Origin of the sequence: Pseudothauera rhizosphaerae (assembly GCF_004801305.1) — a bacterium.
Taxonomy (GTDB): Bacteria; Pseudomonadota; Gammaproteobacteria; order Burkholderiales; family Rhodocyclaceae; genus Pseudothauera; species Pseudothauera rhizosphaerae.
The window spans coordinates 1-12,089 of record NZ_SSOD01000023.1; the positions used below are offsets into that span (position 1 = coordinate 1).

Genomic DNA, 12,089 nt, shown 5'->3' on the forward strand with positions numbered 1-12,089 from the left:
GGCGGGTGGCAGCTTGGGCTCCCACACGTGCTTTGCGCACCCCGGCCTGGCAGCTTGCCACCCGCCGCTCTCACCCACGATCCTACGGGGTATCGCAGACACAAGCGGGCTTGCCCGCGATGCGGCGTCATTTGCACTCGGAACGGCCGCATCGCGGGCAAGCCCGCTCCTACATCATCGGCGGCGCAGGCGGCAGAATACGCACTTTCCCGGCTCGTCCGCGCCTTCGATGAACCCCGCCCCCGCCCCGCGCAAGATCATCCACTGCGACTGCGATTGCTTCTACGCCGCGGTCGAGGTGCGCGACGCCCCGGAACTGGCGGGACGCCCGGTGGCGGTGGGCGGGCGGCCGGAGGCGCGTGGGGTGGTCGCCACCTGCAACTACGAGGCGCGCGCCTTCGGCGTGCGTTCGGCGATGTCCTCGGCCCACGCGCTCCGCCTGTGTCCGCAACTGGTGCTGCTGCCGCCGGATTTCGAGCGCTACCGCGCGGCGTCGCGGCAGATACTGGCCATCTACCGGGACTACACGCCGCTGGTGGAGCCGCTTTCGCTGGACGAGGCCTATCTGGACGTGAGCGGTGTGGACCGCTGCCGCGGCAGCGCCACGCTGATGGCGCAGGAGATCCGCGCGCGCATCTTCGCGGAGGTGGGCATTACCGCCTCGGCGGGCATCGCACCCAACAAGTTCATCGCCAAGGTGGCGAGCGACTGGAACAAGCCCGACGGCCAGTTCGTGGTGCGCCCGGAGGAGGTGGACGCCTTCGTCGCCGCGCTGCCGGTGGGCAAGCTCTTCGGCGTCGGCAAGGTCACCGCGGCGCGCCTCAATGCGCTGGGCGTGCACACCTGCGGCGAACTGCGGGCATGGAGCGAGGCCCGCCTGGTGGCGGAGTTCGGCCGCTTCGGCGCCGCGCTCCACCGCCTGTGCCGCGGCATCGACGAGCGCCCGGTGGTGGCGCAGCGCGCGCGCAAGTCCCTGTCGGTGGAGACCACCTACACCAGCGACCTGCCCGATCTGGCCGCCTGCCGCGCGGCGCTGCCGGCGCTGGCGGAGGATTTCGCGCGGCGCTTCGAGCGGGCGCGGAACGACGGTACGGTGAACAAGGCTTTCGTCAAGGTGAAGTTCGCCGACTTCTCCCAGACCACCGTCGAGCGCAGCGCCGACGCGCCCTCCCTGGCCCTGTGGCAGACGCTGCTGGAAGAGGGCTTCGCGCGCCGCGCCCGTCCGGTGCGCCTGCTCGGCGTGGGCGTGCGCTATGCGGAAGAGCGCGACGAGGGGAGCCAGCTCGCGCTGTTCGGCGGCGAACGGGAAGAGTGAAGGCTGGCCGGCCGCGCCGGGCGCTGCCGCCGCGTTAGACGATCCCCGCCGGGGCCGGTAGAATCTCCATGTACTTGCATTTGTCGTGCCGACGCATTCCCCATCCGGCAGGCCCGCACAGGTCCCGATGCCATGATCGCCCGTCCGAATGCCCGTGATGCCGAAACCCCCCAGCCGGAGGCGTGGCACACGCTGCCCCGGGCCGAGGCCGAACGCATCCTGCTGACCGGGCCGGAAGGCCTGCAGGAAGACGAGGCCGAGCGCCGCATCGCCTTCTACGGCCCCAACCGGCTGGCGCCGCCCAAGCGCCGCGGGCCGCTGCTGCGGCTGCTGATGCAGTTCCACAACGTGCTGCTGTACGTGATGATCGCCGCGGCGGTCATCACCGCCTTCCTCGGGCACTGGGTCGATACCGGCGTGCTGCTGGCCGCCGTGGTGGTCAATGCCATCATCGGCTTCATCCAGGAAGGCAAGGCCGAGGCCGCGCTCGATGCCATCCGCGCCATGCTGTCCCCCCATGCCACGGTGATCCGCGGCGGTCTGCGGCGCGAGATCGATGCCGCCGCGCTGGTTCCCGGCGACCTGGTGCTGCTGTCGTCCGGCGACCGCGTGCCGGCGGACCTGCGCCTCGCCGCGGTCAAGGATCTGCGCGTGGACGAGGCCGCGCTGACGGGCGAATCCGTGCCGGCCGAGAAGAACGCCGACACGGTGGCGCACGACGCGCCGCTGGGCGACCGCTGCGGCATGGCCTATTCGGGCACGCTGGTGGTCTACGGCCAGGCACGCGGCTTCGTGGTCGCCACCGGCGCGGCCACCGAACTGGGCAAGATCAGCGGGATGCTGGCCGGCATCCGCAGCGTGGCCACGCCCCTGCTGCGCCAGGTGGACCGTTTCGGCCGGCTGCTGGCACTGGCCATCCTGGCCTTCTCGGCGGCCACCTTCGCCGTCGGCACGCTGTGGCGCGGGCATGCGCCGGCGGAGATGTTCATGATGGTGGTGGCGCTCGCCGCCTCGGCCATTCCCGAGGGACTGCCGGCCATCATGACGGTGACCCTGGCCCTGGGCGTGCAGCGCATGGCGCGGCGCAGCGCCATCATCCGCCGCCTGCCGGCGGTGGAGGCGCTGGGCTCGGTGACGGTGATCTGCTCCGACAAGACCGGCACCCTGACCCGCAACGAGATGACGGTGCAGCGTGTGGTGTGCGGCGGGCACGTGTTCGACGTGGGCGGGGTGGGCTACGCGCCGGTGGGGGATTTCAGCGTCGACGACCACATCGTCGATACCGACCGCTATCCGGCGTTCGAACTGGCGATCCGCGCCGGCGTGCTGTGCAACGACGCCCGCCTGCGGGAGGACGAGGGCCTGTGGTCGGTGGAGGGCGACCCCACCGAAGGCGCGCTGCTGGTAATGGGGGCCAAGGCCGGGTTCACGCAGCACGCGGGCGAGGCCGCGTGGCCGCGGCTGGATTCCATCCCCTTCGAGTCCGAGCACCGCTTCATGGCCACCTGGCATCGCGACGCCGACGGCGAGTCGTGGATCTTCGTCAAGGGGGCGCCGGAGCGGGTATTCGAGATGTGCGACGCCCAGCTCGACCACGACGGCGAACATCCGCTGGACGTGGACTACTGGCGCCGCATGGCCACCGACACGGCGGCGCAGGGGCTGCGCCTGCTGGCCCTGGCGTGCAGGCGTTCGGCGCCGGCGGGCGATCGTCTCGGCTTCGCCGACGTGGAAACGGGCTACGTGCTGCTGGCGCTGGTCGGCATCATCGACCCGCCGCGGGAGGAGGCCATCGAGGCGGTGGGCGAATGCCACCACGCCGGCATCCGGGTCAAGATGATCACCGGGGACCACGCCGAGACGGCGCGCGCCATCGGCGCCCAACTCGCCATCGGCATCGGCAAGCCAGCGGTCACCGGCGCGGAGATCGCGCTGATGGACGACGCGGCCCTGCGCCGCGTGGCGATGGAGGTGGACGTGTTCGCCCGTGCCAGCCCGGAACACAAGCTGCGCCTGGTGCAGGCGCTGCAGGATGATGGCCAGGTGGTGGCGATGACCGGCGACGGGGTGAACGACGCCCCCGCGTTGAAGCGCGCCGACGTGGGCGTGGCCATGGGCATGAAGGGCACCGAGGCGGCCAAGGAGGCCGCCGACATGGTGCTGGCCGACGACAACTTCGCCACCATCGCCGCGGCGGTGCGGGAAGGGCGGGCGGTCTACGACAACCTGAAGAAGTTCGTGCTGTTCATGCTGCCCACCAACGGCGGCGAGGCGCTGGTGGTGATCGCCGCCATCCTGTTCGAACTGGCGCTGCCGCTGACGCCGGCCCAGGTGCTGTGGATCAACATGGTCACTTCCAGCACGCTGGGGCTGGCGCTCGCCTTCGAGCCCGCCGAGCGCGACATCATGCATCGCCGCCCGCGCCCGCCGGGCGAGGCGCTGCTGTCCGGCTTCTTCGTGTGGCGGGTGCTGATGGTGTCGGTGCTGATGATGACCGGCGCGCTCGGGCTCTTCCTGTGGGAGCTGGACAAGGGCGTCGGCATCGAGACCGCGCGCACCATGGCGGTCAATGCGGTGGTGGTGGCGGAGATGTTCTACCTGGTCAACAGCCGTTCCATCCTGGCCCCGGTCGCCAACCGGGAGGGCCTGACCGGCAACCGTTACGTGCTGGTCGCCATCGCCGCCTGCATTCCGCTGCAGATCGCCTTCACCCATACCGCGCCCATGCAGGCGGTCTTCGGTTCCACCGACCTGACCGCGCTGGAATGGGCCAAAGTGGTCGGTGCCGGGCTGCTGGTGTTCTGCGGCGCCGAACTGGAGAAGTTCATCATCCGTCGCACGCGCCTGGCCACACGCCTGGGCCTGCGCCAGCCGCCTGCCTATTAACCCGGCAATCAAGTACCGTTCGGGCTGAGCCTGTCGAAGCCTGCGCGGAGCCAATGCCCTTCGACAAGCTCAGGGCGAACGGTGTTGCCTAAATGGTTGCCCGGTCAATATCTACGCGTGGTCGACGGCGCTGACGACGCGGTTGCGCCCCTCGTTCTTGGCACGGTAGAGCGCGGCATCGGCCCGTTCGAGGATGGCGGGGCCGGTTCCTTCGAGGGGAGCGAGCCCGGCGCTCATGGTGATCCGGATGGTGGCGCTGCCGGTCTCGATGCTGCTCTCCTCCAGCATGGCGCGCAGCCGTTCGGCCAGTATGGCCGCGCCTGCGGGGTCGGTGTCCGGCAGCAGCACGGCGAATTCCTCCCCGCCCAGCCGCCCGGCGATGTCCTCCCGGCGCAGGGCCTGGCGCAGGAGGTGGGCCAGATGGACCAGCACCGCGTCGCCGGCGGCGTGCCCGTGGGTGTCGTTGACGCGCTTGAAGTGGTCCAGGTCGACCATGATCAGCGCGCCGCCGGGACCTCCGTGGGCGATGCGCGTCAGTTCCGCCTCCAGCCGCGCCATGAAGGAGCGGCGGTTCTCCAGCCCGGTCAGCGCGTCGGTGGTGGCCAGGCGTTCCAGCGTCTGCTCGTGCCGCCGCCGTTCGGTGACGTCGTGGACGATCCACAGGCGGCCGATGTCGTCCTCCCCGTGCAGGACCGGGAGCAGCGTGGTGCGGATGCTGCGGCCGTCGCTGAGCACGGTCTCGTGCGTCCGCCCGCTGCGGTCGGGCGGGGGCGGGAGGCGGTCGTCGGCGAGCACGACGTCGAGCACCTCCCGGGTGAGCGCGCGGCGCAGGCGGGCATGGTCGTGGCCGATCAGCGTGGCGGCGTGGATCGGCGCCGATGCGAGCAGGTCGCACAGCGTCTGGTTGGCGACCACGACGCGGCCGGCCTCGTCCTCCACCAGCACGCCGCCCGGGAAACGTTCGATGATCTTGGTCAGGCGTACATGAGCGGCGGCCAGCGCCTCTTCCGCGCGATGGCGGCTGGTGACGTCGATCATGGTCCAGATCACGTCCCCCTCGGGCTGGCCGGGATCGAGCAGGGCGCCGTAGAAGTCGTACCAGCGCAGTTCGTTGCGGGCGTTCTTCAGCAGATGCTCGGCGTGGATGCTGCCGTGGGCGCGCAGGGGTGTGTAATTCACCGCGAAGGCCTCGTAGGCCTTGTCGTCCCGGTGGATGATGCGGATACTGCGGCCGTCCAGGGGCTCGCCATCGGGGGAGAAGGTGTCGATGGCGCGCTGGTTGGAGAAGCGTATGGTCCGATCCGGGGCGGTGAGGATGATTTCGGCCGAGTTGTTGTCCAGCAGTGCGCGGCGCAGATGGGTTGCGGTGACGCGCTCGGTCAGGTCCACCTGGGTGCCGGACATGCGCAGGGGCTTGCCGTCGGGTGCGCGGTGGGTGATGCGGCCGCGCACGTCCACCCATACCCAGTGGCCGTCCCGGTGGCGGGCGCGGTGTTCGATCTCGAGAATCTCGGTTTCGCCCCGGAAATGCCTGTCCAGCGCCGCCTGGACGCGCGGCCAGTCGTCCGGATGGGCGAGGCGGCGGATGGTGTCCAGGCTGGGTTCGAGTTCTTCCGGGCGGTAGCCGAGCATCCCGCACCAGCGCTCGTCGAACACGATGCGCCCGCTGGCTATGTCCCGGTCCCAGGAGCCGAGCTTGCCGCCTTCCAGGGCGAGTTCGAGACGCTCCTCGTTTGCTGCCAGCAGTTCCTGATCGGCCCGCAGGCGGGCGAACAGCAGTGCGATCCACACCGAGGTGGCAAGGATGATGGCCAGTCCCAGGGAGTTGCGGATCAGGCTGTTTCTCGTCTGGACGCGGGGGGTGGCGAGAGCCCTCTCCCGGTCCAGCCCGACGACGGCCACCAGCGGATACTCCATGACCCGGTGCCAGGCGTAGTAGCGCTCGATGCCGTCGACGGGGGAGACGATCAGGCGTTCGCCGCTGCGCGCCTCCGGTTCGGCACGGAACGGGTCTTCGGGGGGCAACTGCTTGTCCAGTACTTCCGCCTGCAGCCAGGAGCGCGCCAGGAAGCTGCCGTCGTTGCGCAGCAGCATGGCGACGTCGCTCTCGGCGGCGAACACCTCGCGGAAATAACCGGAGATGTAGTCGGGCGAGATGGACAGCAGCATCACGCCGGCAAAGCGGCCATCGGTCCGGCGTATGGGGTAGGAGAGCTCGATGACCCACTTGCCCGATTCCCAGTCCAGGGCCGGGCGGCCGATGAGGAATTCCGCCTGGCCGCCGTTGGCATGGGCGCGGAACTGCTCCCGGTCGGCGATAGCGATGGAGGGCTGGGGGCTGGATGCCGGCGTGGGCCGGCTGGAGAAGACGGTGTGCCCCTGGTCGTCCAGCACCCTGATGTGGGAAATGCTGCCGGGCGGAAAGGTGCCCAGCGCGGTGCGCACCGACAGGGCGAAATACCGTTCGGGATAGTTGGCGTACTCGCTCGCCAGGCTGCGCGCCAGGTGTTCCAGGCCGGCAACCAGCGTGCCGACCTGTACCGAAAGCGTCGCGGAGGTCTGCGTGGCACGCAGACGGGTCTGCTCCTCCACGTAGGCCAGCCGGTTCTGCCAGGACTGGACCAGCAGCCCCAAGTACAGCACACAGGCCAGCGCCACGCCCAGCAGCGCAATCCGGGAGCGTCGCGAGAGCTTGCTCAGGGGGCCGGCCGGTGCATGGCCGGGCGGCAGGCGGGGCGGAGTCGTCATCGCTGTCGGGGTTCGTCTCGCAAGGGGGCGTCCTTCATGCAGCAACAGCCATTCCGGCCTTGGCGCCGGGCCTCGCCCGCGGGGCGAGGGGTACTCATCTCGCTCAGGCGTTCTTGCCCTTCTGCCACAGCACGTCGCCGCGCCCGCCAGCGCGGTTGAGCACGCGGCCGAGCACGAAGAGGAGATCCGAGAGCCGGTTCAGGTACTGCCGCGGGCCGTCGTTGACCGCCTCGTCCTGGGCCAGGCCCACCAGCATGCGCTCGGCACGGCGGCACACGGTGCGCGCCAGATGGGCCAGCGCCGCGGCGCGGGTGCCGCCCGGCAGGATGAAATCCTTTAGGGGCGGCAGCGGCTCGTTGAGGCGGTCGAGCTCGGTTTCCAGCCGGTCCACCTGCCTGGCGGTGATCATGTTCATACCGGGGATGCACACTTCGCCGCCCAGGTCGAAGAGGTCGTTCTGCACGTCGGTGAGGAGTGCACGCACGTCGTCCGGCAGTTCTTCGGTGAGCAGCAGGCCGACCACCGCGTTCAGTTCGTCCACTTCGCCCAGGCTGTGGATGCGCAGGCTGTTCTTGGATACGCGCTTGCCATCGCCGAGGCCGGTGGTGCCGGCGTCGCCGGTGCGGGTGTAAATCTTGGAAAGGCGGTGTCCCATGGGTCTCTCTTGGTGTGGTTGTGTGAAGTAAAGCGCCGATCGGCAGGGTACTCAAGGTGAATGTGGCACGGGTTTTCAGTGGGGCGGCTCGCTGGTCCAGTCTTCCACGACCAGACCGTCGGGAACCAGGCTGAATGCGCGGTCCCGCGTTACCAGGATCGCGCCTGCCGCCCTGGCGTGGGCTGCGATCATCATGTCCAGCGGCGCCAGAGTGACGCCGGCCGTCTCGCAGGCAGCACGCAGATCGGCGTAGGTTTGCGCCACGTCCTGAGTCCAGGGCAGAACTTCGACGCGAATCAGGAATTCGTGCACTCGCGCCGCCAACCCGGCAGGCTTGCCGCGCTTGGCCACACCGTAGCGTAGTTCCGCTTCGGTGACGACCGATATCGCGAGTTCGCTCATGGGTGTGGCGGTCAGGCGCTGCAGGACTGCGGGGATGTCGCCCCGGATGATGTGGCTGGCGATGTTCGTGTCCAGCATGTAGCGCGTCATACCGCGTCCTCGAAGGGATCGCGGCGATGTTCGCCCTGGTTGCGGTCGGCCTCGTTCATGAAATCGGCCGGTACCTCGGTCGTGGCGTACAGCGCGAAAAAGCCTTCCCACGAATCCGGACGCCGGGACAGCACCACGTCGCCGGTTTTCGGATCGCGGCGGATGTAGACCTCGCTGCCTTCGAAGCGGTATTCGCGGGGCAGGCGCACCGCCTGGCTGCGGCCGGTGGTGAAGAGTTTCGCGGTGGTGCTCATGGTCGTTCCGAGGGTGATGGCGTGGTAGATACTGCAATATATATCGCGGGATGGGAGCTATCAAGGAAGGTATTCCCGATCCCATGACGAGTGCCCCGCCGCGTGCGTCCTCGCGCGCACGGGCGTTGCCGGCCCTCGTCGCCGCCGGCAATCCGGGCATGTACACCGTGCAGGCGCACCAGTACCATCCATGCCGAGTTTGTCGACGGTCCGGCCCTGCTGGCGGTGCGGCACTGCAATTGACTTGTCCAGTGCCCCGGCATACGATGCGATACGCCGTGTAATACACCCCGGATGCCGTCCCATGACCCTGTCGATCCGCCTCGATCCCGAACTGGAAGCCGAACTGGCCCGCGCCGCCGCGCAGACCGGGCGCAGCAAGAGCGAACTGGTCAAGGCCGGGCTGCGGGAATACCTTGCCCGTGTGGTGCCGAAGCAGACACCCTACGAACTGGGCAAGGATCTGTTCGGCGGGCCGCAAGGCGGTCCCGCCGATCTCGCCGAGCGGCGCAAGGAGTATCTGGCGGAGTCGCTGCGTGCGAAGCATGATCGTTGATGCAGGGCCGCTGATCGCGCTGTTCAATCCGGCCGATCGCGATCACGCGCGCTGCGTGGATTTTCTGCGCGGCTGCGAGTCCGCGCTGATGACCACCTGGCCGGTGCTGACCGAGGCGATGCATCTGCTGCGCTTCAGCGTCGATGCCCAGTTGCGCCTGCTCAACTGGGCCGAGCGCGGCGGACTGGGTATCGTCGATCTGGAGCAGGGCAGCGTGGCGTCCGCCGCCGGCCTGATCGACAAGTACCGCGACCGGCCGATGGACCTGGCCGATGCCTCGGTCGTGTTGCTGGCACTGCAGACCGGCTGCCGCGACGTGCTGTCCATCGACAGCGATTTCGACATCTACCGCCTGCCGGATGGCGGGTGGCTGAACAACGTATTGCGCGACAATGCGCACTGAATTGCCGTCACTGGAAACTCCATGAAATCCGCCGAAATCCGCGAAAAATTCCTCAAATTCTTCGAGTCGAAGGGCCATCAGATCGTGGCCTCGTCCTCGCTGGTGCCCCACGAAGACCCCACGCTGCTGTTCACCAACGCGGGGATGAACCAGTTCAAGGATGTGTTCCTCGGCTTCGACAAGCGGCCCTACACCCGCGCCACCACCTCGCAGAAGTGCGTGCGCGCCGGCGGCAAGCACAACGATCTGGAAAACGTCGGCTACACCGCGCGCCACCATACCTTCTTCGAGATGCTGGGCAATTTCAGCTTCGGCGATTACTTCAAGCGCGACGCCATCGCCTACGCCTGGGAGCTGCTTACCGAAGTGTTCAAGCTGCCCAAGGACAAGCTGTGGGTCACGGTATATGCGGAGGACGACGAGGCCTACGACATCTGGACCAAGACCGTCGGCGTGCCGGCCGAGCGGGTGATCCGCATCGGTGACAACAAGGGCGCGCGCTACGCTTCGGACAACTTCTGGATGATGGGCGACACGGGTCCCTGCGGGCCGTGTACGGAAATCTTCTACGACCACGGCGCGGACATCTGGGGCGGCCCCCCGGGATCGCCGGAGGAAGACGGCGACCGCTACATCGAAATCTGGAACAACGTGTTCATGCAGTTCAACCGGGACGAGGCCGGCGTGATGCATCCGCTGCCCAAGCCCAGCGTGGACACGGGCATGGGCCTGGAACGTATCTCCGCGGTGCTGCAGGGCGTGCACGCCAACTACGAGATCGACCTGTTTCAGCGCCTGATCGCCGCGGCGGCGCGGGAAACCTCGGGCGTGGATATGGATTCGCCGTCGCTGAAGGTGCTGGCCGACCACATCCGCGCGTGTTCCTTCCTGATCGCCGACGGCGTCATCCCCGGCAACGAGGGCCGTGGCTACGTCCTGCGCCGCATCATCCGCCGCGCCATCCGCCACGGTTACAAGCTGGGCGCGCGGGCGGCCTTCTTCCACAGGCTGGTGCCGGACCTGGTGGCCGAGATGGGCGAAGCCTACCCGGAGCTCAAGGTCGGCGCGCACCGCGTCATGGACGTGCTGCGCCAGGAGGAGGAGCGCTTCTTCGCCACCATCGAGAACGGCATGGCCATCGTCGAGGCCGAACTGGCCGCCCTGGTCCAGTCCAGCAGGACGACATTCGATGGCGGCAGGACGACATTCGATGGTGGTAGGACGATATTCGACGGCAACACCGCCTTCAAGCTGCACGACACCTACGGCTTCCCCCTCGACCTCACTGCCGACATCTGCCGCGAGCGCGGCGTGAGCGTCGATGCCCAGGCCTTCGACGCCGCCATGGCGCGGCAGAAGGAGCAGGCGCGGGCGGCGGGCAAGTTCAGGATGGCCGCGAACCTGGAATACGAAGGGCCGGAAACCGCCTTCCACGGCTACGAGCGCCTGGAGGAGAAGGGCACCATTCTCGCCCTGTACAAGGACGGCGCGCCGGTCAACGAGCTGGCCGAGGGCGAGCTGGGCGTGGTGGTGCTGGACCACACCCCGTTCTACGCCGAATCCGGCGGCCAGGTCGGCGACCGGGGCGAGCTGCGCGGCAGCGCGGGCATCTTCGCGGTGGAAGACACGCAGAAGATCCAGGCCGCGGTGTTCGGCCATCACGGCGTGGTCAAGACCGGCGCCCTGGCGGTGGGCCAGAGCGTGGCCGCCCGGGTGGACGAAGCCGCGCGGGCTTCCACCGCGCGCAACCATTCGGTGACCCACCTCATGCACAAGGCCCTGCGCGAAGTGCTGGGCGCCCACGTACAGCAGAAGGGCTCCCAGGTGGACCCGGAGCGCACGCGCTTCGACTTCGCCCACGGCGCGCCCATGACGGCCGAGGAAATCCGCGAGGTGGAGGACATCGTCAATGCCGAGATTCTCGCCAACACCGCCACCGACGCCCGTGTGATGGCGCTGGACGATGCCCAGAAGTCCGGCGCGGTGATGCTGTTCGGCGAGAAGTACGGCGACGAGGTGCGGGTGCTGTCCATCGGCAGCTCCAAGGAACTGTGCGGCGGCACCCACGTGGGGCGCACCGGGGACATCGGCCTTTTCAAGATCGTCGCCGAGGGCGGCGTGGCGGCTGGCGTGCGGCGCGTGGAAGCGGTCACCGGCGCCAACGCGCTGCGCTACGCCCAGGAGCAGGAGCGCCGCGTGCAGGGCGTGTCCGCGTTGTTGAAGGTGCAGCCGGACGAGGTCGGTGAGCGCGTGGCGGGCATCCTGGACAACGTGCGCGCGCTGGAAAAGGAACTCGCGCGCCTGAAGAGCAAGCTGGCCGCCAGCCAGGGCGACGACCTGGCCGCCCAGGCGGTGGAGGTGAAGGGCGCCAAGGTGCTGGCCGCCGTGCTGGACGGCGCCGACGTGCCGACCCTGCGCGAGACCATGGACAAGCTCAAGGACAAGCTCAAGTCCGCGGCCATCGTGCTGGCGTCCCCGGCAGACGGCAAAGTCAGCCTGATCGCGGGCGTCACCCCGGACCTGACCGGCAGGGTCAAGGCCGGCGAACTGGTGAACTTCGTCGCCCAGCAGGTCGGCGGCAAGGGCGGCGGCCGGCCGGACATGGCGCAGGCCGGCGGCAACGATACGGCGGCCCTGCCCGGCGCGCTGGCCGGCGTCGTCGGCTGGGTGGACGGCAGGCTTTGATTCCTGCCACGGCCGTGCCCGCATGGGCACGGCCGTGGCGGATTTGGCAGCGCCTTGTGCGGCCGGGGCCGATAATGCTGCGATGATCCCCCGGC

Annotated in this window: 9 protein-coding genes; 5 read left to right on the plus strand and 4 right to left on the minus strand. The window is 68.9% G+C overall.

Annotation, left to right across the window (positions count from 1 at the left end):
- Positions 1–229: 229 nt before the first annotated feature.
- Both dinB and E6O51_RS20390 read left to right on the plus strand, forming a co-directional pair.
- On the plus strand, positions 230–1,315 hold the full coding sequence (gene dinB, locus E6O51_RS20385) for a DNA polymerase IV (RefSeq protein WP_136386868.1): 1,086 nt from the start codon (positions 230–232) through the stop codon (positions 1,313–1,315).
- 132 nt (positions 1,316–1,447) lie between these two features.
- Positions 1,448–4,201: a cation-transporting P-type ATPase gene (locus E6O51_RS20390; RefSeq protein ID WP_136386869.1), complete on the plus strand. Its 2,754-nt coding sequence runs from the start codon at positions 1,448–1,450 to the stop codon at positions 4,199–4,201.
- Positions 4,202–4,312: 111 nt separating this feature from the next.
- On the opposite strand, the gene E6O51_RS20395 is transcribed toward E6O51_RS20390, so the two are convergent.
- The 4 genes from E6O51_RS20395 to E6O51_RS20410 all read right to left on the minus strand — a co-directional run bounded on the left by E6O51_RS20395 (position 4,313) and on the right by E6O51_RS20410 (position 8,350).
- A complete protein-coding gene (locus tag E6O51_RS20395) occupies positions 4,313–6,949 on the minus strand; it encodes a diguanylate cyclase (protein WP_136386870.1) in 2,637 nt (878 codons plus the stop codon).
- A gap of 103 nt (positions 6,950–7,052) precedes the next feature.
- Positions 7,053–7,604 carry a cob(I)yrinic acid a,c-diamide adenosyltransferase gene (locus E6O51_RS20400; protein ID WP_136386871.1) on the minus strand — a complete coding sequence of 184 codons (552 nt, stop codon included), beginning with the start codon at positions 7,602–7,604 and terminating at the stop codon, positions 7,053–7,055.
- Positions 7,605–7,679: 75 nt separating this feature from the next.
- Positions 7,680–8,096: a type II toxin-antitoxin system VapC family toxin gene (locus E6O51_RS20405; RefSeq protein ID WP_136386872.1), complete on the minus strand. Its 417-nt coding sequence runs from the start codon at positions 8,094–8,096 to the stop codon at positions 7,680–7,682.
- A complete protein-coding gene (locus tag E6O51_RS20410) occupies positions 8,093–8,350 on the minus strand; it encodes an antitoxin (protein WP_136386873.1) in 258 nt (85 codons plus the stop codon). Before E6O51_RS20410 ends, E6O51_RS20405 begins: the two co-directional genes overlap by 4 nt.
- Positions 8,351–8,654: 304 nt before the next feature.
- Here E6O51_RS20410 and E6O51_RS20415 point away from each other — a divergent pair, with 304 nt between their 5' ends.
- Genes E6O51_RS20415 through alaS form a run of 3 tightly spaced genes read left to right on the plus strand, consistent with a single transcriptional unit; the run spans position 8,655 to position 11,994 of the window.
- Positions 8,655–8,906, plus strand: coding sequence for a ribbon-helix-helix protein, CopG family (locus tag E6O51_RS20415; protein WP_136386874.1), 252 nt, complete (start codon positions 8,655–8,657; stop codon positions 8,904–8,906).
- Complete coding sequence (locus E6O51_RS20420) at positions 8,896–9,309, plus strand: type II toxin-antitoxin system VapC family toxin (RefSeq protein ID WP_136386875.1); 414 nt, start codon at positions 8,896–8,898, stop codon at positions 9,307–9,309. The genes E6O51_RS20415 and E6O51_RS20420 overlap by 11 nt, the downstream gene beginning before the upstream one ends.
- A gap of 21 nt (positions 9,310–9,330) precedes the next feature.
- Positions 9,331–11,994: an alanine--tRNA ligase gene (gene alaS / locus E6O51_RS20425; RefSeq protein ID WP_136386876.1), complete on the plus strand. Its 2,664-nt coding sequence runs from the start codon at positions 9,331–9,333 to the stop codon at positions 11,992–11,994.
- Positions 11,995–12,089: the final 95 nt, after the last annotated feature.

Excerpts from the sequence above, each read along its gene's own strand:
- E6O51_RS20415 (WP_136386874.1), top strand. The coding sequence starts at position 8,655 with ATGACCCTGTCGATCCGCCTCGATCCCGAACTGGAAGCCGAACTGGCC.
- E6O51_RS20410 (WP_136386873.1), bottom strand. The coding sequence starts at position 8,350 with ATGAGCACCACCGCGAAACTCTTCACCACCGGCCGCAGCCAGGCGGTG.
- E6O51_RS20405 (WP_136386872.1), bottom strand. The coding sequence starts at position 8,096 with ATGACGCGCTACATGCTGGACACGAACATCGCCAGCCACATCATCCGG.
- E6O51_RS20400 (WP_136386871.1), bottom strand. The coding sequence starts at position 7,604 with ATGGGACACCGCCTTTCCAAGATTTACACCCGCACCGGCGACGCCGGC.
- E6O51_RS20420 (WP_136386875.1), top strand. The coding sequence starts at position 8,896 with ATGATCGTTGATGCAGGGCCGCTGATCGCGCTGTTCAATCCGGCCGAT.
- alaS (WP_136386876.1), top strand. The coding sequence starts at position 9,331 with ATGAAATCCGCCGAAATCCGCGAAAAATTCCTCAAATTCTTCGAGTCG.
- dinB (WP_136386868.1), top strand. The coding sequence starts at position 230 with ATGAACCCCGCCCCCGCCCCGCGCAAGATCATCCACTGCGACTGCGAT.
- E6O51_RS20390 (WP_136386869.1), top strand. The coding sequence starts at position 1,448 with ATGATCGCCCGTCCGAATGCCCGTGATGCCGAAACCCCCCAGCCGGAG.
- E6O51_RS20395 (WP_136386870.1), bottom strand. The coding sequence starts at position 6,949 with ATGACGACTCCGCCCCGCCTGCCGCCCGGCCATGCACCGGCCGGCCCC.